The 21,110-nt window shown below is 40.6% G+C and carries 16 protein-coding genes and 1 riboswitch; of the genes, 13 read left to right on the top strand and 3 right to left on the bottom strand.

What is annotated here, in order from left to right:
* The first annotated feature begins 45 nt into the window (after positions 1 to 45).
* The 3 genes from ftsA (at position 46) to lpxC (ending at position 3,661) form a co-directional block, all read left to right on the top strand.
* Positions 46 to 1,308, top strand: a complete 1,263-nt coding sequence (ftsA, locus tag J580_RS16685; RefSeq protein WP_002122057.1) for a cell division protein FtsA — start codon at positions 46 to 48, stop codon at positions 1,306 to 1,308.
* Between the two features lie 164 nt (positions 1,309 to 1,472).
* A complete protein-coding gene (gene ftsZ / locus J580_RS16680; protein WP_002121912.1) occupies positions 1,473 to 2,648 on the top strand; it encodes a cell division protein FtsZ in 1,176 nt (391 codons plus the stop codon).
* A gap of 110 nt (positions 2,649 to 2,758) precedes the next feature.
* Positions 2,759 to 3,661, top strand: coding sequence for a UDP-3-O-acyl-N-acetylglucosamine deacetylase (gene lpxC, locus J580_RS16675; RefSeq protein WP_002121967.1), 903 nt, complete (start codon positions 2,759 to 2,761; stop codon positions 3,659 to 3,661).
* A gap of 97 nt (positions 3,662 to 3,758) precedes the next feature.
* Here lpxC and J580_RS16670 read toward each other — a convergent pair whose 3' ends face one another.
* Positions 3,759 to 4,205, bottom strand: a complete 447-nt coding sequence (locus J580_RS16670) for a DciA family protein (protein ID WP_081403686.1) — start codon at positions 4,203 to 4,205, stop codon at positions 3,759 to 3,761.
* A 100-nt stretch (positions 4,206 to 4,305) separates the two neighbouring features.
* Here J580_RS16670 and J580_RS16665 point away from each other — a divergent pair, with 100 nt between their 5' ends.
* The 5 genes from J580_RS16665 (at position 4,306) to J580_RS16645 (ending at position 11,188) form a co-directional block, all read left to right on the top strand.
* Positions 4,306 to 4,998, top strand: a complete 693-nt coding sequence (locus J580_RS16665) for a M23 family metallopeptidase (RefSeq protein WP_002121983.1) — start codon at positions 4,306 to 4,308, stop codon at positions 4,996 to 4,998.
* Positions 4,999 to 5,247: 249 nt separating this feature from the next.
* Positions 5,248 to 7,965 (top strand): pyruvate dehydrogenase (acetyl-transferring), homodimeric type, encoded by a 2,718-nt coding sequence (gene aceE, locus J580_RS16660; RefSeq protein WP_002121885.1) that lies wholly within the window; start codon positions 5,248 to 5,250, stop codon positions 7,963 to 7,965.
* Between the two features lie 2 nt (positions 7,966 to 7,967).
* A complete protein-coding gene (locus J580_RS16655; protein ID WP_032004993.1) occupies positions 7,968 to 9,950 on the top strand; it encodes a 2-oxo acid dehydrogenase subunit E2 in 1,983 nt (660 codons plus the stop codon).
* A gap of 146 nt (positions 9,951 to 10,096) precedes the next feature.
* Complete coding sequence (locus J580_RS16650; protein WP_032004992.1) at positions 10,097 to 10,375, top strand: hypothetical protein; 279 nt, start codon at positions 10,097 to 10,099, stop codon at positions 10,373 to 10,375.
* Positions 10,376 to 10,411: 36 nt separating this feature from the next.
* Positions 10,412 to 10,597, top strand: a riboswitch (yybP-ykoY riboswitch).
* Between the two features lie 15 nt (positions 10,598 to 10,612).
* Entirely contained in the window at positions 10,613 to 11,188 is a 576-nt protein-coding gene (locus tag J580_RS16645) for a TMEM165/GDT1 family protein (protein ID WP_032004991.1), read from the top strand.
* 57 nt (positions 11,189 to 11,245) lie between these two features.
* Here the strand turns inward: J580_RS16645 and J580_RS16640 are convergent, their stop codons facing one another.
* The gene (locus J580_RS16640) at positions 11,246 to 13,411 is read right to left on the bottom strand and encodes a TonB-dependent siderophore receptor (RefSeq protein WP_032004990.1); all 2,166 of its coding nucleotides are present in this window, start codon (positions 13,409 to 13,411) and stop codon (positions 11,246 to 11,248) included.
* A 227-nt stretch (positions 13,412 to 13,638) separates the two neighbouring features.
* Here J580_RS16640 and J580_RS16635 point away from each other — a divergent pair, with 227 nt between their 5' ends.
* The 5 genes from J580_RS16635 (at position 13,639) to recJ (ending at position 19,952) form a co-directional block, all read left to right on the top strand.
* The gene (locus tag J580_RS16635; protein WP_017399839.1) at positions 13,639 to 14,436 is read left to right on the top strand and encodes an MBL fold metallo-hydrolase; all 798 of its coding nucleotides are present in this window, start codon (positions 13,639 to 13,641) and stop codon (positions 14,434 to 14,436) included.
* Between the two features lie 194 nt (positions 14,437 to 14,630).
* Positions 14,631 to 16,097 carry an IMP dehydrogenase gene (gene guaB / locus J580_RS16630; protein WP_002121951.1) on the top strand — a complete coding sequence of 489 codons (1,467 nt, stop codon included), beginning with the start codon at positions 14,631 to 14,633 and terminating at the stop codon, positions 16,095 to 16,097.
* Between the two features lie 149 nt (positions 16,098 to 16,246).
* A complete protein-coding gene (gene glmM / locus J580_RS16625) occupies positions 16,247 to 17,584 on the top strand; it encodes a phosphoglucosamine mutase (protein ID WP_032004989.1) in 1,338 nt (445 codons plus the stop codon).
* Between the two features lie 10 nt (positions 17,585 to 17,594).
* Entirely contained in the window at positions 17,595 to 18,251 is a 657-nt protein-coding gene (gene pdxH / locus J580_RS16620; RefSeq protein ID WP_032004988.1) for a pyridoxamine 5'-phosphate oxidase, read from the top strand.
* Positions 18,252 to 19,952: a single-stranded-DNA-specific exonuclease RecJ gene (gene recJ, locus J580_RS16615; protein WP_032004987.1), complete on the top strand. Its 1,701-nt coding sequence runs from the start codon at positions 18,252 to 18,254 to the stop codon at positions 19,950 to 19,952.
* 45 nt (positions 19,953 to 19,997) lie between these two features.
* Here recJ and J580_RS16610 read toward each other — a convergent pair whose 3' ends face one another.
* Positions 19,998 to 20,765 (bottom strand): putative porin, encoded by a 768-nt coding sequence (locus tag J580_RS16610; protein ID WP_005078653.1) that lies wholly within the window; start codon positions 20,763 to 20,765, stop codon positions 19,998 to 20,000.
* Positions 20,766 to 21,110 lie beyond the last annotated feature (345 nt).

Raw genomic sequence — 21,110 nt, 5'->3', positions numbered from 1 at the left:
TAGGCAATTTGCCTGGTATTAAACAACAAAGAAATGGTATGAGTGATGAGTGAAGCTGTTCCCTCAGTTGTTGCGATTGACATTGGGACGCATAAAGTTTCAGTTTTGATTGGAAAAATTCATGCGCCGGATAACATTCAAGTTATCGGTATGGCAACTGCTCGCAATCGAGGCATGAATAAAGGAAAAATTGTAAGCCTCGATAAAGTCATTGCTGCGATTAAAAATGCTGTTGCTGAAGCGGAAAATATGGCCGAATGTCGCATTCATAGCGCATGGGTATCTATTCCGAGTACCGAGTTGCAAAGTTTTTATGCCTCTGGTCGCACACCAGTATCTAATCCAGCACATGTGATTACAACAAATGAAGTCGTGCGCGCGTTAGAATTGGCAAAAGCAAGTCATGTGACTTCTGATTACTATTTAGCAAGTGCAGTGCCGTTAGGCTTTGAGTTGGGTGATTCTGCTGAATGGGTGCAGAATCCAATTAATATGACTGCCCATAGTATGACTGGACATTATCAGTTAATGATGATGCCTATAGCGACTATGCAAAACCTTGATCGTGCCATGAAAGGTGCAAATATCGGGGTTGAAAAAATGGTGGTGTCTTGTCTGGCAACCGCTGAGGCAAGCTTGCTGAAAGATGAAAAAGAGTATGGTGTCTGTCTGGTTGATATTGGCGCAGGCATTACCAATCTTGCTGTTTATCTAGATGGTCGTTTGGCTCTAGCACGTACATTGCAACGCGGTGGTGAACACGTTACACGTGATATTGCTGCTGTATTGCAAACCACGACAGAAGAAGCTGAACGAATTAAAATTTTGCATGGTTGTGTCGATTTAAGTGCTGTTAAGCCAGATCACATGATTCAGGTAGAAGGAATTGATGGCCCTCAAACAATTAGCCGAATTGAGTTGTCAGAAATTATTATTGCCCGTTATGAAGAGATCTTTAGCCAGATTCGCGATGAACTCGAACAAAGCGGTGCAATTCATGGTTTATACCATGGGGTAGTATTGACAGGGGATGCTTGTCAAATAGAAGGTATGGTGAGTTTAGCTCGTCGTATGTTGGGTGTATCTGCACATTTGGGTAATCCGCCGTTACAGGTTTATGCTGATGATCAACATCAAGCAGCCTTACGTCGTTCTATGTATGCAACAGCAGCTGGTTTGCTCATGTTTAGCCAAAGTGAGTTGCAAGATGCTGTTGAAGAGCCTGAAGAGGCAAATGACCGTTCGGTATGGGAACGAATGGTAAATGGCTGGAATGCGTTTAATAGCAAGTTAAAAGCCATTTTTTAGGATGTATGTATTTATTGGTAGAATTGTTAGGAAGTTGTAAGAGAAAACCGCTGTACTTGACAAGGTTGGTATTGCACAGCATTCTTAAAATTAGTTATTTTTGAAAATCAAGGCAGTATACGGGCTGAAGTGACTGCCATAATGTATTAGGAACCCTAAAGGTCATGGCCTCATTTGAATTTATAGAAGATGAACTAAACGATGGCAACGGTCAAGCCCGTTTCACTGTATTTGGTGTAGGTGGTGGTGGCGGTAATGCCGTTCAACATATGGTGCAGTCTGATATTCAAGGTGTTAAATTCGTTTGTGCCAATACAGACAAACAAGCACTGGACTGTATGAATGCACCTTTCAAAATTCAGTTAGGCGAGCAAAGTACACGTGGTCTAGGTGCTGGTGCTAACCCTGAAGTAGGGCAAGTTGCAGCAGAAGAAAGCCGTGAAATCATTCGTCACCACCTTGAAGGTACCGATATGGTTTTCGTTACCGCTGGTATGGGTGGTGGTACAGGTACTGGTGCAGCGCCTGTTGTGGCTGAAGTTGCTAAAGAAATGGGTATTTTGACCGTTGGCGTAGTTACAACTCCATTTAACTTTGAAGGCCGTCGTCGTTTAAAATCTGCTGAACGCGGTATTGAAGCACTTGAAGCACATGTTGATTCATTGATTATTATCCCTAACCAACGCTTATTGAGCGTATATGGCGATATTTCAATGAAAGATGCTTATAAAAAAGCTGATGATGTATTGTTAAACGCTGTACGTAGTATCTTTGACTTGGTTGTTAACCGTGGTCACATTAACCTTGACTTCGCCGATTTGAAAACTGCAATGAGTACTCGCGGTTATGCAATGATGGGTGCTGGTTTAGGTCGTGGTGAAGATCGTGCGCGTCAAGCTGCTGAACAAGCGATCCGTAGTCCATTACTTGATAACGTAAATATTATTAATGCCAAAGGCGTGTTAATTAATATTACGGGTGGTGATGATATTACGCTACGTGAGACTGAAATCATTACTGACGTTGTGAACCAGATTGTTGACCTTGATGAAGGTGAAATCTTCTACGGTACAGTATTTGATCCAGATGCACGTGATGAATTACGCGTAACAGTGATTGCAACTGGTTTAACTCGTAATGCAGCTGATGCTGAACCAAGAAAACGTAATACGGTAAGCCATGCATCGTCTCAATCAGCTCAATCTGTTGATGAAGATGACGTTCCTGCAATTAATAAGCGTCAAAACGCCGATAATGAAGTCAGTAGCACAGCAAGTTCTACTCCGCGTTCTTCTCCAATGAGTATTCAAGATTACTTGAAAAATCAGCAACGTAAGTAAATTATCATTAGATTTAATGAAGGGCAGTGTTTAAACACTGCCTTTTTTTATTTTTGATCAATGACTAAATATGCTAACGTATAGCGGTTTTAAAAAAGAAGTTACAAAGCATGGTGAAACAGCGTACTCTCAATCGTGTGGTAAAAGCGAGTGGAATAGGTCTTCATAGCGGTCAAAAAGTGATGATCAATTTCATTCCACATACCGTGGATGGAGGTATTGTATTTCGCCGTATCGATTTGGATCCGCCAGTCGATATCCCTGCTAATGCATTGCTCATCCAAGAAGCTTTTATGTGCTCCAACTTGGTAACCGGAGATATAAAAGTAGGCACAATTGAGCATGTAATGAGTGCGATTGCCGGTTTAGGAATTGATAACCTGATTGTTGAGGTATCTGCTTCTGAAGTTCCAATTATGGATGGTAGTGCTGGTCCATTTATTTACCTTTTAATGCAAGGTGGATTACGAGAACTGGATGCACCAAAAAAATTCATAAGAATATTAAAACCAGTTGAAGCACTCATCGATGATAAGAAAGCAATTTTTAGCCCTCACAATGGTTTTCAATTAAATTTCACGATTGATTTTGACCATCCGGCATTTGCTAAAGAATATCAATCTGCCACGATCGACTTTTCGACCGAAACTTTTGTTTATGAAGTCAGTGAGGCACGTACTTTTGGTTTCATGAAAGATCTGGATTACCTGAAGGCAAATAATTTAGCACTAGGTGCAAGTTTAGATAATGCAATTGGTGTAGATGATACAGGGGTCGTCAACGAAGAAGGCTTACGTTTCGCCGATGAATTTGTTAGACATAAGATTTTAGATGCAGTTGGTGATTTGTATTTGCTTGGTCATCAAATTATTGCCAAGTTTGATGGCTATAAATCAGGACATGCTTTAAATAATCAGTTGTTACGCAATGTTCAAAGTGATCCGAGTAATTATGAAATTGTAACATTTGATGACGAGAGTCAATGTCCAATTCCATATGTGAGCGTGACATAAGTCCTTGTCTTTGCTTGGCTACGTTATAATGTAACATTAAAAAGTGTGATTATAATCACATAATAATAATGATTCTAATTAAGAAATAGAAAGCTCGTCATTTTTTATTGCTTGCCAAACGTAGTAAAGCTTGGCTAAGCTTAGGGTCGCTCACGAAGTCGGCTGCACTACGTAACATTTCTTGTGTTTCCGGGGGAATGGGTTTAGATGGCTCAGATGAGGGTGCATTTGGAATATTTTTATTTCTCAATCGGACCTGAATTCGGTGTAAGTCTTTTAACCCTTCAAGCTGAGATAATTTAGATACATATTGGTTCTGTAAATAACTGAGTTGACTAATCATCGCTTGATTTTCACCAGTAATGATTAAAGAGCCATTTTGATAACACACGACCTGCCATTGTTCCGGTTGGGGCAATAAGGGTTGGATAATTTTCGTAAGTCTTTGCCATTGCGCGACTTGCGTTGTTAGAAACGTAAGGTTTCCTGTTTTTATGTGTTTTCCGGTTTGTTGAAAAACGTTATCGGGTTTAGACATGGTCATTCTCGGATGGATTCTTGTCTTAATCTTAAGCGTTCATTTCAATCGATATCAAGGAAGAGATCATAAGGAACTTGAGTAAGAACAGTTTCAAGAGGTTTTTATGCACACGCGTCGTATTTTATTAGCGTTTTCACTTGCCGCTTCGGCAGCATCAGTTGCTTTTGCAGATTATCAAACAATTAACCAATCTACTGACTCAGATCGATTGGAACAGCTATCAAAAACATTATCTCAAGGTTCATATACTCATCCCGATGATTTAGATCTTCCGGCGAGTGCGAAAGTTTCAGTGACCTTACGCCAAAAAACAGTTGAACTCAACAATGAGTCGCTCGCAAAGAAGTACGGTAACACAACCGCAAAAAATTCTTTTAATGCTTCTTCTTCAAATTCTTACTCTTGGTTGGTTTCTCACCCTCTTCCTGATACTGTACGAGTTTCTTCAAACTTTGGTGGCCGCACTATGGGCGGTCGTGCAGAACATCATGGTGGTTTAGATATGGCTGCTCCGAGTGGCACACCAATCTATGCTACAGGCCCTGGTATTGTAACCAAATCTGGCTGGGGCACTGGTTATGGTCAATATGTTGAAATTAACCACGGCAATGGTTATTTAACGCGTTATGCTCATGCTTCACGTCTAATGGTGCGTGTAGGCGACCAAGTATCTGCAGGTGAACATATTGCTAATGTAGGGTGTACAGGTCGCTGTACTGGTCCACATTTGCATTATGAAGTAGTAAAAGACGGTCAACGTAAAAACCCAACTACTTACTTGGCGATGCTTCCATAAAAGCATAGTTAAAAAAGTAAGGTTATTAAATTTATGAATCTAAAACTAAGCTAAACCTTTTTTAACGCAAAGATTGTATAAAAAAACGCCATTATTGGCGTTTTTTTGTTATTTTGTTTACTGCTCGGTCAATGACTATTCATTCAGAAAATAATAGGGCCCCCCCACATTCACCCGAGGCAATAACTTGAAAGGGGTAAAACGTGGTAAAAATACAAAGTAGATTAGAGAACAAGGAACAGGTGAATTATGGCGTTTTACGGTGACTCCGACGCACAAGAAACCCAAGAATGGCAAGATGCATTCGATTCAGTTTTACAACATATGGGAACTGAACGAGCGGCATTCTTGTTGGAAAAACTTTACCAACAAGCAATTGCTAAGCATGTTCCAATTCAACGTCTCAATACACCTTACTTAAATACAATTTCTGTTGAAGAACAACCTGCAATGCCAGGCGACCAAGATATGGAACGCCGTATTCGTGCATTGATTCGTTGGAATGCCTTAGCAATGGTACTTCGCGCGAATAAAACAGGTGATGATTTAGGTGGACACTTGGCGAGCTTCGCATCAAGTGCAACATTATATGACGTAGGTTTTAACCATTTCTTCCGCGCAAACAGCAATAGCTTTGGCGGAGATATGATTTATTACCAAGGGCACTGTGCTCCTGGTATTTATGCACGTTCATTCCTTGAAGGACGTTTAACTGAAGAACAGTTAAGTAATTTCCGCCGTGAAGTTGGCGGTAACGGTTTACCAAGCTATCCGCATCCATATTTAATGCCTGACTATTGGCAATTCCCAACCGTATCAATGGGCCTTGGTCCAATCATGTCGATTTATCAAGCACATATTCAAAAATATTTGATGAACCGTGGCTTGATCAAAGAAGAAGATCGTAAAGTTTGGGCTTATCTTGGCGATGGCGAGATGGATGAGCCAGAAAGTACTGGTGCTATTTCACTTGCTGGTCGTGAAAAGCTTGATAACCTTATCTGGGTTGTTAACTGTAACTTACAGCGTTTAGATGGTCCTGTACGTGGTAACGGTAAAATCATTCAAGAACTAGAATCTTTATTCCGTGGTGCGGGCTGGCGTGTTATTAAAGTGGTATGGGGCCGTCATTGGGACCCACTACTTGCAAAAGACAGCACAGGCGCTTTAAAAGCGGTAATGGAAGAGACAGTTGATGGTGAATACCAACGCTATCAAGTGAAAGGTGGTGCATATACACGTGAGAAATTCTTTGGCAAGTACCCAGAAGCTGCGGAACTTGTAAAAGATTTAAGCGATGAAGACATCGATAATCTCAACCGTGGTGGTCACGACCCTTACAAAGTGTTTGCTGCCTATGCAGAAGCAATGAAAGCTAAAGGTCAACCAACAGTTATTCTTGCGAAAACTGTTAAAGGTTACGGTTTGTCTGAAGAAATTGAAGCGGTGAACAAAACTCACCAAATCAAAAAAATGCAGATCGACTCTTTGAAATATGTACGTGACCGTTTCAATCTTCCATTTACAGACGATAAGTTAGAAGAGCTTCCATTCTATCGCCCAAGTGAAAACTCTCCAGAAATGAAGTACATGAAGGCGCGTCGTGAAGCGTTAGGTGGTTACCTACCTGCACGTCGTAAAGAGAGTGAAATTTTAGCGATTCCTGAATTATCTGTATTTGATGCTGTCTTGAATGGTTCAGGTGGTAAAGAACAATCTACCACTATGGTCATGGTTCGTTTAATTGCTTCTTTACTCAAAGAAAAAGCGATTAAAGACCGCGTAGTACCAATCGTTCCAGATGAAGCACGTACTTTTGGTCTGGAAGGTATGTTCCGTCAGCTCGGTATCTATGCTGCTCACGGTCAAAAATATACCCCAGAAGACCAAGAACAATTAATGCATTACCGTGAAGCAAGTGACGGTCACATGCTTCAAGAAGGGATTAACGAAGCTGGTGCGATGAGTGCATGGGCTGCGTTGGCAACAAGTTATTCAACGAATAACTTGCCAATGATTCCAATGTATATGTACTACTCAATGTTCGGTTTCCAACGTATTGGTGATATTGCGTGGGCAGCTGGTGATGCGCAAGCTCAAGGTTTCTTGTTAGGTGCAACTGCTGGTCGTACAACATTGAACGGTGAAGGTCTACAGCACCAAGATGGTCATTCACATATCTTGGCGAACACGATTCCAAACTGTGTATCTTATGATCCATGTTTTGGTTATGAATTAGCTGTAATCGTACATGACGGTTTACAACGTATGTATGTGAACCAAGAGCGTGTGTTCTACTACTTAACTGTAATGAACGAAAACTACGAGCATCCTGCAATGCCTGAAGGCGCTGAGGAAGGCATTAAACGTGGTATGTACTTGTTCGAAAAAGATGAAAAAGCAACTGTCCAATTACTTGGTTCAGGTGTAATTCTTCGTGAAGTAATCAAAGCTGCGAAAATCTTACGTGATGAATATCAAATCCACTCAAACGTTTGGAGTGTAACAAGCTTCAATGAGTTGTCACGTGATGGTATGGCATGTGAAGAATACAACCGTTTACACCCACTTTCTGAAGAAGTGAAAGAGTCTTGGGTATCTAAACAGTTACGTGGCACAGAAGGTATCGTTGTTTCAGCAACAGACCATATGCGTGCTTACAGCGAACAAATCCGTGCTTATCTTCCAGATGGTCGCCCATTTGTTGCATTAGGTACAGATGGATACGGTCGTTCAGATACACGTGCTAATTTACGTAGTTTCTTTGGTGTTGATGCTGCACATATCGTTGTTGCTACTTTGAAAAAATTAGCTGACGAAGGTGAAGTGGACGCACGTTTAGTTAAAGACGCAATTTCTAACTTTGAGTTAGATACTGACCGTCCAGTGGCATGGGCTCCTCAAGCGCATCCAGAGGTTCAGGCAGTTGCTGAATATAATGAAACGCAAACAGGTGAGGGGAACTAAGCATGCAAATTAAGACCCCTGATATTGGTGTAGATAAAGCAGTTGTTGCGGAAATTTTAGTAAAAGTTGGCGACAGCATTGCAGAAAATGACAGCCTTGTTTTGCTTGAGTCAGATAAAGCCTCTGTTGAAGTGCCTAGCACTTCAGCAGGGGTGGTAAAAAGCATCTTAATCAAAGAAGGTGATAGCGTAACTGAAGGTACGGTATTGCTTGAACTTGAAGCTGAGGGTGCTGCACCAGTAGCTCAAGCAGAAGAAGCTCCAAAAGCTGCACCAGCAGCTGAACAAACAGCAGCACCGGCAGCGGCTCAACAGCCTTCAACTGCTGCTCAACCAGCAACGGCAACAACTAGCCAAGTGGTTGAAGTTCAAGTTCCCGATATTGGTGTTGAAAAAGCACTAGTTGGTGAAATTTTAGTAAAAGTTGGCGAGCAGATCGATGTTGAACAAAGCATCGTTGTGGTTGAGTCTGACAAAGCAACTGTAGAAGTACCAAGCAGTGTTGCAGGTACTGTAGAAAGCATTCAAGTTAAAGAAGGCGATACAGTTAAAGAAGGTGTTGTGCTCATTAAAGTAAAAACAACGTCTGCATCTAGTGCACCAGCTGAGGCACCTGCTTCTACAACAGCAGCTCCAGCGGCAGCACCTGCACCAGCTCAAACTGTAGCATCGACTGCTACTCAATCTGGACCGGTTGATATTAACGTTCCTGATTTGGGTGTAGATAAAGCAGTTGTTGCTGAAATCTTGGTTCAGGTTGGTGACAAAGTTGATGTAGACCAAAGCCTTGTTGTTGTTGAGTCAGATAAAGCAACTGTGGAAGTTCCAAGTACTGTTGCTGGTGTTGTGAAAGCAATTCACTTGCAAGCAGGCCAACAAGTTTCACAAGGTGTATTGCTGGCAACAATTGAAGCTGAAGGCCAAGCATCTGCTGCTGCACCAGCGGCGAAAGCAGAATCAGCTCCAGCTCCGCAGGCAGCAGCGCCTAAAGCAGCAGCTCCTGCTGCGACTCAGTCTGCGCCTGTAGCGTCAACATCTGGTGCTGATAAGTTAACGAAAGAGCAAGAAGCTGAAAATGCTAAAGTATATGCAGGCCCTGCCGTTCGTAAGCTTGCTCGTGAACTTGGCGTGATTTTGTCACAAGTTAAAACTTCTGGTGAGCATGGCCGTGTTGTTAAAGAAGATATCTTTGCTTATGTGAAGAGTCGTTTAACTGCACCGCAAGCGGCGCCAGTTGCTGCGGCTGCACCAGCGGTTTCGGGTTTGCCAAAGCTTCCTGACTTTACTGCGTTTGGTGGTGTGGAAGAAAAAGTACTGACGCGTTTGCAGCAAGTATCAATTCCGCAATTGTCGTTGAACAACTTTATTCCGCAAGTCACCCAGTTTGATTTGGCTGATATTACTGAGTTAGAAGATTGGCGTAATGAACTGAAAGGCAACTTCAAAAAAGAAGGTATCAGCCTGACAATTATGGCATTCATTATCAAAGCGGTTGCGTACTTGTTAAAAGAAGAGCGTGAGTTTGCAGGTCATCTATCTGATGACGGTAAATCAGTGCTCTTGCGCAATGAAATCCATATGGGAATTGCGGTAGCAACACCTGATGGTTTAACTGTGCCAGTACTTCGTAACCCAGACCAAAAATCAATTAAGCAAATTGCAGTTGAATTGGGTGTGTTAGGTCAAAAAGCGCGTGATAAGAAATTAACACCGAAAGATTTGCAAGGTGCGAATTTCACCATTTCAAGTTTAGGCGCAATTGGTGGTACAGCATTTACACCTCTTGTGAACTGGCCACAAGTTGCAATTTTAGGTATTTCACCTGCAACAATGCAGCCAGTATGGAATGGTAAAGACTTTGATCCGCGTTTAATGTTGCCGTTGTCATTGTCTTATGACCACCGTGTAATTAATGGTGCAGATGCAGCTCGCTTTACAAATAAACTTACGAAACTTCTTAAAGATATTCGTACTTTATTAATCTAATATTTTTAAATGAATCATTAAAACCTCGCTTCGGCGGGGTTTTATTTTGATATTTAATTTAATTGGTTTTAAGTTAATCTAAAGACGAAAAATGAAGTGTCGAGAGAGGAGAAATTTCTCGTTAGTCGGTAAAGGAGAAAGAATAAATGGTAGGATTTTTAAAAATCGTGGTGCCGATTCTATTAATTGTATTTTTATTAATGGGGTTGTGGGTGAGTGTTTTACACTTTCCTTGGGAATGGATGACTTACGTTGCAATGGGCTTGGAAGTATTTGTAGCAATGCTTATTTTGCCATTTGAATTTCAATCTCAGCACGTAACTGGCATTAATCATTTTGGATTTATTAACTTAAGTATTTGTTTAGCTTTATTATTGGGTCTAGGACGATTGTTAGTTTGGGCGTGGATAAAATTTTTCGCCTGAATGTTTGAAAAATAGAACTACTCGAATATAATAAACGCATACTTCATTGGGGAGTAGCCGCTATTCATTTCTAAATGAATAGGTGATGATCAACATAATTGTTCAACAGAACATGGTCATCATAGCTTAAACGTCTCATCGTTTCCGAGTTGGCAAGACCTTTGATTTACCACTCTGCAGATATTTGGCTAGCAGGAGGGGTAGGTCATGGGCATTTATGCTAGCCAGAGAAACGACATGCAAGAATTTCTGATTTCTACTTCAATTGTTGCCCTCGCTGAAATGGGCGATAAAACCCAATTATTGGCCCTTTTACTGTCTGCACGTTTTCGTAAGCCAATCCCTATTCTTATTGCTATTCTTTTAGCGACTCTAATTAATCATGGTATTTCTGCTGTACTTGGACAGTGGATTACAACCGTGCTGAGCCCCGAAATTTTAGTCTGGGTCCTTGCCGCTGGCTTCATTGGTATGGCATTCTGGATGCTTATTCCAGATAAGCTCGATGATGAAACGGATAGTATTAACAGATGGCAAAAATTTGGTGTTTTTGGTGCAACCTTTATCCTGTTTTTCTTAGCAGAAATTGGTGACAAAACCCAAATAGCAACAGTCGCTTTAGCTGCACGTTATGACAGCATTTTTTGGGTGATGTTAGGTACAACCTTAGGAATGATGATTGCTAATGCACCTGCTGTATTTATTGGTAATAAATTGGCTGAACGTTTATCTATCTCGCTCATTCATAAAATTGGTGCTGCTATTTTCTTAATTGTAGGTATCTCTACTTTAGTACAGTATTACTTCTTCTAACGCATTTAAAGCTACCAAAAAACGCACTCAATTCGAGTGCGTTTTTTATAGGTAATTTTAATAGTTAAATTTCACAGTAAAGTTAATTTGACGTGGATTACCCAAAGTCACCAAATTTTCATTTAAGGCGCCTGCATAGTAATCTTTATCAAATAGATTACGGATCGCAAGTTGAGCACCCCAATGTCCTGCATCATAGCCAGCTTCTGTATCAAATACGGTATAGCCTGGAATATGGACATCTAGCTTATCCATAGTTTTATAGGTTTCACCACGGAATCCACCGCCAATATACCAACCAAGTTTTGAGGCAGGGTCAAATTTATAACGAGCTGATAAGCTATAAGCATGCTCAGGAATATTGTCGAGTGCTTTTCCTACATTGCTTGTGTTTGCATCTTTACTAATTTCAGCATCAATTTTGTAGGTATAGGCAGCTGTTAATTTTAAACCTTCTAAAATTTCTGCGCTGAGCTCAGTCTCGATACCACGAGTTAATTGTTCGCCACGCTGAACTTTCTCACTTGTATTGATTGGATCATTAACTACAACATTCTGACGTTTTAAATCATACCAGGCGATAGCACCTTGAACTCGTTGATCTGGGCTTTGTAATTTCATTCCGACTTCAACCTGTTTCCCTTCTTCAGGTTTGAATGGATTGTTATTTACATCAGTACCGCTATTTGGGGTAAATGAAGTGGCATAGCTGACATAAGGAGCCACAATATCATTAAGGGTATACATGACAGAGGCGCTGCCCGTAAATGCATTATCTGATTGTTTACTCGTATTGCTATTAACCAAACTTGTAGTTTGAGTTTGTGCCCAGTCTTGGCGACCAGATAAGCTTAAAAGTAATTGGTCATTAAGCTGAATGCGGTCACGTAAATAAAGCCCTAAATATTTGAGACGGTTGATATCACGAACATTTTGAGTCAATTTTACATTTTGACCGTAAACGGGGTCATAGATATTTAAATCGCCAATATCGTATTTATCATTGGTGTAATCACTTTTTTCCTGAAAAGCATCTACCCCAATATTAAGGTCGTGTTGCATGCCATATAAATCAAACTGTTTATTTAGACGGTTATCAATGGCAAAGCTTAAATTATCAATAATTTGATGGCGGCTATTAGTTTTACGGCTAATGGTTGTGTAGTCGATTTCACCTTGTTTGTTTTTTACCCAAAAGTTGTTACCTGTGCGAGCAAAGACAGCAGTGCCATCCATTTCAGTTTTTTGTACGGCAAAGTTCTGATTAAAGTTCCAACCATTATCAAAAGCGTGTTTAAAGGTATAACCTGTGCGGTAAACATCTGCTTCATATTTACCAAAATTAGGATCGCCAATATATAAACTTCGGTCTATAGCGCCGTTAGGGTTATCTTTTAATGTACCAATGACAGGTAAACCTTGTTGACGAATGTATTCGCGATGCTGATAGCTTGCGATGACAGATAGATCAGTGTTATCCCCTAAGTCAAAGTTATAAGAGGGGGAGATGTAGTAATTTTTAAAATATACATAATCTGTTGGATCGTCTTGGTCAGAGATACGGCCATTTAAACGGAAAGCACCTTTTTCACTATTATTAGGACTATAGTTTAAATCGAACGTACCTTCTTTAAGGTTGTAGCTGCCATAAGTCATAGTGGCCCGAGCAAAGCTTTCAGCTTGAGGGCGTTTAGTCACTAAGTTGACCATACCTCCTGGAGCAACCAAACCAAAATTAATAGATGCAGGCCCTTTTAAAACTTGTACCTGATCCATACCTGATATTTCAGCTGCTACAGATGGGGTTGGAGAGCTTTGACCAATTCTTAAACCATCGACATAAACTGAATCAGAAGAAGTTTGTCCTCGAATAATGAAATCATCCCAACCACGACGACCAAGTTTCCCAGCTCCAACACCAGCAACACCTTCAAGTGCATCTGTAAGTGTCTTTGCTTGTTTTTGGTCAAGTTGCTCGCGGGTTACTACCGAAACCGACTGAGCAGTTTTAAATAAGGGTGCATCTGATTTTAAGGCAGAGTTTGCTTTCGTTGCGACATAAGGTGAAGTGCTTTCTTTTTGCGCTTTAACAGAAATCGTGGGGAGAACACTGGTCGAATTTTGTTGTTCTGTTATTTCTTCAGCGTGACTTGCTGTCATCGAAGTAAAAATAGCAACTGCTAACAATGTTTTTGATGTTGAAAAACGGAAGGGTTGATTCATGGGAGGCCTAAGCAGCACAAAAAGTAAATTTGATAATGAGAATTATTTTAATTTATTGTGGGTTAATTTTAAATAACATTATGATTCATTTATAAAATAAGAAAAGCAAAATCAATTTTAAAATATTATTAGAAAAATAAAGTAGTTTATTGCAAGAGTTACTGAATCCCTTTATTTTAGTATGGATATAAAAATATCTAATATTTAAAGTTTTTTTGGGGAATTGTATGGGGTTTGAAAAAACAACATCGCAGATATTATTTGATAATGGCGTACATAAATGTATTAGTTTTACCAGTTTGGTTAAAGGGGAAGGCATCCAAGCCAATCAATTTTTAATTATTGACCATGAACGCGCTGCTGTAATCGATCCGGGTGGCGATTTGACCTATGTTCCATTAACGATGGAATTAAATAAATATACACGTTTGAAAAATCTAGACTATGTGATGGCCTCGCATCAAGATCCGGACATTATTACTTCAATGCCACGCTGGCTGGTTTATACCGATGCTAAAGTCGTTGCATCAAAATTATGGGCACGTTTTTTACCGCACCTAAATTCCTCATTTATGAGTGAGCGTATGAAAGGGAATTGGGAAGATCGTCTTATTGAATTACCTGACCGCGGCCAAGTGATTACTCTAGGAGAATCCAAGCTTGTGGTAGTTCCCGCTCACTTCTTACATTCGGTGGGTAATTTTCAGTTTTATGATCCAGTTGCTAAGATTCTGTTTTCTGGCGATATGGGTGCCTCGATTGTTGAAGATGCTAATCAGCCTTTAAAAGATTTCGATACGCACGTCATGAAAATGAAGGCTTTTCACCAACGCTATATGTGTTCCAATAAAGTTATCCGTTTGTGGGTCAATATGGTGCGCCAGATGGATATTGAAATGATTGTGCCTCAGCATGGTAGTCCATTTATTGGTAAAGAAATGGTCAATCAGTTTTTGGACTGGATTGAGACCTTGCCATGCGGCGTAGATTTAATGACTGAGCAAATATTTAGCTGCCCTAGCTAAATATTATGCCTAATGATCAACCCAGATAAAATTCTGGGTTGCAAAAACCTCGATTAAAAAATAACGTTAAAACTATAATAAGTGGGAATTATTTGGAGAAGCTCTATATCTATTGCTGAAAAAGGCAAAGATAATATGAAAATTGCATTGAAATTTGTTTATAATAGCTCACGGAATTTACCAGTGAGATTGTTATGCTGACCATCGTTCAAGAAGCGCTAACCTTCGATGATGTCTTATTACTTCCTGCCTACTCTACTGTTCTCCCAAAAGATGTCTCTTTAAAGACACGTTTAACTCGCGGCATTCATTTAAATATCCCATTAGTTTCAGCTGCAATGGATACAGTGACTGAGTCACGTATGGCGATTGCTATGTCACAAAATGGTGGTATCGGGATTTTGCACAAAAACATGGATATTGCTGCTCAAGCTGCAGAAGTACGCCGTGTGAAAAAATTCGAAGCGGGTATGGTGAAAGATCCTATCACTGTAACGCCTGAAACTACAGTACGTGAACTCATCGCAATCACCAGCGCTAATAACATTAGTGGTGTACCTGTTGTTAAAGACGGCAAGGTTGTTGGTATTGTGACAGGCCGTGATACGCGTTTTGAAACCAATTTAGAACAACCTGTTAGCAACATCATGACAGGCCAAGATCGTTTAGTCACTGTACGTGAAGGCGAGTCTAAAGAAAATATTCAAGCATTATTGCAAAAACACCGTATTGAAAAAGTCTTGGTCGTTGGTGAGAGCAACGAACTTAAAGGCTTAATTACAGTAACTGACTTCCGCAAAGCTGAGAGCTATCCAAACAGTTGTAAAGATGATCTTGGTCGTTTACGTGTTGGTGCTGCGGTAGGTACAGGTGCTGATACACCAAGTCGTGTGGAAGCATTGGTTGAAGCTGGTGTTGACGTAATTGTTGTTGATACAGCACATGGCCACTCTGCTGGTGTAATTGAACGTGTACGTTGGGTGAAACAAAACTTCCCTCAAGTACAAGTGATTGGTGGCAACATTGCAACTGGTGATGCTGCATTAGCATTATTAGATGCAGGTGCAGATGCTGTAAAAGTAGGTATTGGCCCTGGTTCTATCTGTACAACACGTATTGTGGCTGGTATCGGTATGCCACAAATTTCTGCGATTGACAGCGTTGCTAGTGCACTAAAAGATCAAATTCCTTTAATTGCAGATGGCGGTATCCGCTTCTCTGGCGATATGGCAAAAGCGATCGGTGCGGGTGCAAGTACGATCATGGTTGGTTCATTACTTGCAGGTACTGAAGAAGCGCCGGGCGAAGTTGAGTTTTTCCAAGGTCGTTACTACAAAGCATATCGTGGTATGGGGTCATTAGGTGCAATGGCGGGAGCAACTGGTTCTGCTGACCGTTATTTCCAAGATTCAAAAGCGGGTGCTGAGAAATTAGTACCAGAAGGAATCGAAGGCCGTGTTCCTTATAAAGGCCCAATGGGTAATATCGTTCATCAAATGATGGGTGGTTTACGTTCATCGATGGGTTATACAGGTTCAGCTGTGATTGAAGATCTTCGCCAAAATGCGAAATTTGTGAAAATTACTTCAGCAGGCATGTCTGAGTCACATGTTCATGATGTAACGATTACTAAAGAAGCTCCAAACTATCGTGTTGGTTAGATTTTCGTAACCAAAACAATGAAGAAAGCCGTCATTACACTGACGGCTTTTTGTTTTTGGTGTAAAGTAAATCTGACGAAAAGAGATATGGCGGAATTGCCATATATGAAGTAAGCCACGGCTGAAGTGGCGTAAAAATGAGATAAGCTATGAGTTATTTTGGAACGGATGGTATTCGTGGAAAATTTGGGCAAATGCCTATTACTCCAGAGTTTGCTTTAAAACTCGGTTTTGCTGCAGGGAAGGTATTAAAACGAACGAGTCCAAAAAATAAGCCACTTGTTGTATTAGGAAAAGACACTCGTTTATCTGGTTATATTTTAGAGTCTGCTTTGCAGGCAGGTTTGAACGCTGCTGGCGTATATGTTCATTTACTTGGCCCATTACCAACCCCGGCAATTGCGCACCTTACTCGTGCTTTACATGCGCATGCAGGTATCGTGATTTCTGCATCACATAACCCATATTTTGATAATGGTATTAAATTTTTCTCAAGCGAAGGTAAAAAATTACCAGATGCTCTACAAGAAGAAATTAACCTCGAATTAGAAAAAGATTTGTTTATTGAGGACACGGCAAACTTAGGTAAAAGTGTTCGTGTAAATGATGCGAATGGTCGCTATATCGAATTTTGTAAATCTACTTTCCCATACCACTTTGACTTAAATAATTTAAAGATTGTGTTGGACTGTGCTCATGGTGCGGCGTATAGCGTTGGTCCTTCGGTTTTCCGTGAGTTAGGTGCAAAAGTAGTTGCTTTATATAATGAGCCAGATGGTTTAAATATTAATGAAGGTTGTGGTTCAACACATCCTGAAAAACTACAAAAAGCTGTAGTTGAGCACGAAGCAGATTTAGGGATTGCCTTTGATGGTGATGCTGACCGTGTCGTGATGGTAGATAAGTTTGGTAACTTAATTGATGGCGACCATATCTTATATATTTTAGCGACTCAGGCTCAAAATAAGCCAGCAGGCGTAGTGGGTACTGTCATGAGTAACATGGCACTCGAAGTCGCACTTGAAAAAGCGAATGTTGGTTTTGTTCGTGCTAAGGTTGGTGACCGTTATGTATTACAAGCCCTAGAAGAAAATGGTTGGGTTACTGGTGGGGAACCATCTGGCCATATTCTAACTTTAGACAAGAGTACGACAGGTGATGCGATTATTGCAGCACTTCAAGTTTTAACCGTGATGGTCGAGCAAAATAAGGCTCTTCATGAACTGGTTCAAGACTTTAAACTATTCCCACAAATTCTTGTGAATGTACGTTTAGAACAAATGCTTGATCCGTATTCTATCCCTGCATTGGTTGCCGAGTTTGATAAAGCAGAAGCACAGCTCAAAGGACGTGGACGAATCTTGATTCGTAAGTCAGGTACAGAGCCTGTGATCCGAGTTATGGTCGAAGGTGATGATGAGCAAGAAGTGAATGCTTTAGCTCAGCATTTAGCCGATTCAGTTCGTTCACAAGCACAAGTCGCATAAGGTGCATGACATGAGTGATGTCATTAAAGATTTAAGTGAATTACGCTTAAGCTACGAGCAAGGAGAATTGCATGAGGGGCAAGTTGAATCTAGTCCTCATCAGCAGTTTCTTGGTTGGTTTAACCATGCTCTAGCAGCCAATTTGCATGAACCCTATGCAATGTCATTAGCGACAGCAAGTGCGAATGGCAGACCTCATGTTCGAACAGTTTTGTTACGTGGGGCTACAGAAGCTGGGTATGATTTTTATACTAATTACGATAGTCAAAAAGGTATCGATTTGGCAGAAAATCCATATGCCGAATTATTATTTTACTGGCCAAGTCTAGAGCGTCAGGTGCGAGTTGGTGGTCATGTAGTCAAAATTGCTGAGCAAGAGTCTACAGATTACTATCGTAAACGACCACGTGATAGCCAGATTGCAGCGCATATCAGTACTCCGCAAAGTGGTAAGATTGAAAGCCGAGAGCTGTTACAGCAACGTTTTCAAGACTTACAACAGCAAGTTACAAGTCGTGAAGTGCTTGATAAGCCAGAGTTCTGGGGAGGCTATCGTTTGCAGCCAGATTATTATGAATTCTGGCAAGGACGACCAAATCGTTTACATGACCGCTTGAGTTATGAAAAAATCGACGGTCAATGGACGTTGCACCGATTGATGCCTTAAATGACAAAAATACAAATCAAACAAAGACCTTTATTGACACGCCCTGAACAGTTTCAGGGCGTGCCTCCGTTTATTGCCGAAATTTTGGCAAGGCGTGGGGTACAATCTGAACAGGAATTAGAATTAAAGCTTAAGAATTTATTAGCTCCACAGCTCAAGGGATTAGAAACTGCTGTGGCATTAATAGATCAAGCTATTGATGAGCAGAAAAAAATTGTTATTGTCGGTGATTATGATGCCGATGGTGCAACTAGCACAGCTTTAATGGTATTGGTGCTTCGCGATATGGGGGCACAAGTCGACTATTTGGTTCCAGACCGATTTAAATACGGTTATGGGCTTACCCCCGCAATTGCAGAGCTTGCACATCAAACTTATCAACCCGATTTATTAATTACAGTCGATAATGGAATTTCCAGCCATGCTGGAGTTGATGCAGCACACGCGCTGGGCATGCAAGTGGTTATTACAGATCACCATTTAACGACTAAAGAAACACCGCTTGCAGAAGCAGTTGTAAACCCAAATCAGTTAGGTTGTGAGTTCCCAAGTAAGGCGCTTGCAGGTGTTGGAGTTGCATTTTATGTGCTGGCCAATTTAGCAAGTTTACGTAACAAGCAAAACAAAAGTACAAGTAAAGTCACTCAATATCTAGACTTGGTTGCTTTGGGAACGTATGCGGATGTTGCTGTTCTAGATTATAACAACCGTATTTTGGTTGATGCAGGTGTAAAACGTATTCAACAACATCAATGCCGAGTCGGAATATTGGCGTTGCTAGATATTGCTGGCCGTGAGGCTTCATCTTTGCGTGCACAAGATTTAGGTTTTGTTTTAGGTCCGCGTATTAACGCTGCTGGACGCATGGAGAGCATGCGTATAGGCATTGAATGTTTATTAGCTGACACTATGGAATCTGCCTATCCGATCGCGAGACAGTTAAATCAATTAAATATAGAGCGCCGTCAAATCGAAGGGGAGATGAAGCAACAAGCCTTGTCTGCTTTAGATAGCTTGCAGCTCTCAAAGGAAGACGTTCCTCCAGCTCTTATACTCTTCGAAGAAAACTGGCATCAAGGTGTGATTGGAATTGTAGCGGGGCGTTTAAAAGAGCAGTTTCATCGTCCCACTATTGTATTTGCACCTGATGAAGATGGTATTCATATAAAAGGATCTGCACGTTCAATTGATGGGGTGCATATTCGAGATACGATTGAACAGGTTGCTGAACAACATCCAGAATTGGTGAGCCATTTTGGTGGTCATGCAGCAGCAGCGGGTTTAACTATACGTAAAGAAAACTTTGAAGCTTTTAAAACTGTTTTTGTTGGCTGTATTGCAACCATGGACGAATCTCTGTTTCAAGCAACGTTATGGACAGATGGAGAACTCCCTGCTTCTGCCTTACAACTCGACACTTTAGACTGGATAGAACAGTTAGGACCGTGGGGACAAAAATTCCCTTTTCCTCAGTTTGAGGGACATTTTAAAGTTGTTGATTATCGCTGGCTTAAAGAAACGCATTTGAAGCTTAAATTAGCATTAGACCAATACAGTTTTGATGCAATTGCTTTTAATGCAGTGGGCCGTTTTGAGTTTGACCCAATGCGTGATCATGTACATTTGGTCTATGAAATAGATCGTAATGCATTTAATGGCAATGTGAATTTACAATTACGCATCGTACATTTAAACCAATAAAAAAATCCGCTCAATTGAGCGGATTTTTTATGACTTTAGGCTTGATTAGAAGCGGTATGCTGCACGAACACCATAAGTGTTGTCGTTATCACCAAATCCAACACGGCCTTCAACACTTACTTGCTGATTTAAGAATTTTTTAGCATTGATACCAAATTCATCTTTATCAGTTAAGTCGTTGTTGTAGTAATCAGCACCAACACTTAAAGTTTTGTCGATGTAGTAGTCACCACGAACTTTATATTCGTCTAGGTCACCAAACGCACCGAACGCTTCAAGGTTTACGTCATGTTGGCCTACTTGAGTTACGTATTTAGCACGAACTGTTGGATCAGCGCCGTCTTTACCGTCTTTTTCGTCGTAGCCTTTAACACCTAAAGCAAGTAATAAACCTGGAGCTGGTAAATAACCTACTTCAGCTGCATAAGTAGTTACTTTGCTGTCAATATTGGTGTTGTCGACTTCACGCTCATTTCGACCTACATCACCGCTAAGGTAGAAATCTGAGTTAGGAACGTAATATTCAACACCTACGCCATATTGAGTATCTTTTGTACCGCTGTTATCGCCATAGTTGATAAGGGCGTTAACGTTACTTGCACGGCTTAAGAAAGCTGCTTCAGCAAGTGGAGCGTTACGAGTTTGAACAGGATTAAAGTAATAAGTCCCGTCAACACCGAATTTACTTACGCTGCTACCGTTGTCTGGATCAAGATAATTGTAAGAACCACCAACTTCAGCTTGGTAAGCGTTTGCTGCGCCACTCACTGCGAGTGCAGATAAAAGAGCTGATGCAATTGCTAGTTTTTTCATGGAATCTCTCCCCTCTAAAAAGCGATTTTATAAATGTTTTGTTACAACTTTTAGTCTAGACGAAAAAGCTTTGTCGTCAATCTTGCGCAAGTAACCGTACTGTAACCGTGTGATATTTATGTAAAGTAATTTAATTTAAGATATTGATTTTAAAATATAAAAACATAATGTTTTATTTTATTAAAATTGAGGAGATTTTGTGTAGATCATAAAAAATGCTGTAAAAGTACCCAATTTTGTATGAGGATGTTACCAATTAATCTTAATTTGAACTGAAGAAAATTTATAAATTAAATTGATGAAATATGATGAGAAATACAAAGCGGGTTCGTAGATAACCGCAGC

This window comes from Acinetobacter sp. 1542444 (assembly GCF_000581835.1).
Classification (GTDB): domain Bacteria; phylum Pseudomonadota; class Gammaproteobacteria; order Pseudomonadales; family Moraxellaceae; genus Acinetobacter; species Acinetobacter pittii.
Note: the sequence above shows the minus strand (reverse complement) of the source record. Positions and strands in the feature narration are given on the sequence as shown.

Bases quoted from the DNA above. Each gene is read 5' to 3' on its own strand.
- aceE (WP_002121885.1), top strand. From the start codon at position 5,248: ATGGCGTTTTACGGTGACTCCGACGCACAAGAAACCCAAGAATGGCAA.
- lpxC (WP_002121967.1), top strand. From the start codon at position 2,759: ATGGTGAAACAGCGTACTCTCAATCGTGTGGTAAAAGCGAGTGGAATA.
- pdxH (WP_032004988.1), top strand. From the start codon at position 17,595: ATGAGTGATGTCATTAAAGATTTAAGTGAATTACGCTTAAGCTACGAG.
- J580_RS16640 (WP_032004990.1), bottom strand. From the start codon at position 13,411: ATGAATCAACCCTTCCGTTTTTCAACATCAAAAACATTGTTAGCAGTT.
- J580_RS16645 (WP_032004991.1), top strand. From the start codon at position 10,613: ATGCAAGAATTTCTGATTTCTACTTCAATTGTTGCCCTCGCTGAAATG.
- J580_RS16610 (WP_005078653.1), bottom strand. From the start codon at position 20,765: ATGAAAAAACTAGCAATTGCATCAGCTCTTTTATCTGCACTCGCAGTG.
- guaB (WP_002121951.1), top strand. From the start codon at position 14,631: ATGCTGACCATCGTTCAAGAAGCGCTAACCTTCGATGATGTCTTATTA.
- glmM (WP_032004989.1), top strand. From the start codon at position 16,247: ATGAGTTATTTTGGAACGGATGGTATTCGTGGAAAATTTGGGCAAATG.
- J580_RS16635 (WP_017399839.1), top strand. From the start codon at position 13,639: ATGGGGTTTGAAAAAACAACATCGCAGATATTATTTGATAATGGCGTA.
- J580_RS16655 (WP_032004993.1), top strand. From the start codon at position 7,968: ATGCAAATTAAGACCCCTGATATTGGTGTAGATAAAGCAGTTGTTGCG.
- ftsA (WP_002122057.1), top strand. From the start codon at position 46: ATGAGTGAAGCTGTTCCCTCAGTTGTTGCGATTGACATTGGGACGCAT.
- J580_RS16650 (WP_032004992.1), top strand. From the start codon at position 10,097: ATGGTAGGATTTTTAAAAATCGTGGTGCCGATTCTATTAATTGTATTT.
- J580_RS16665 (WP_002121983.1), top strand. From the start codon at position 4,306: ATGCACACGCGTCGTATTTTATTAGCGTTTTCACTTGCCGCTTCGGCA.
- recJ (WP_032004987.1), top strand. From the start codon at position 18,252: ATGACAAAAATACAAATCAAACAAAGACCTTTATTGACACGCCCTGAA.
- J580_RS16670 (WP_081403686.1), bottom strand. From the start codon at position 4,205: ATGACCATGTCTAAACCCGATAACGTTTTTCAACAAACCGGAAAACAC.
- ftsZ (WP_002121912.1), top strand. From the start codon at position 1,473: ATGGCCTCATTTGAATTTATAGAAGATGAACTAAACGATGGCAACGGT.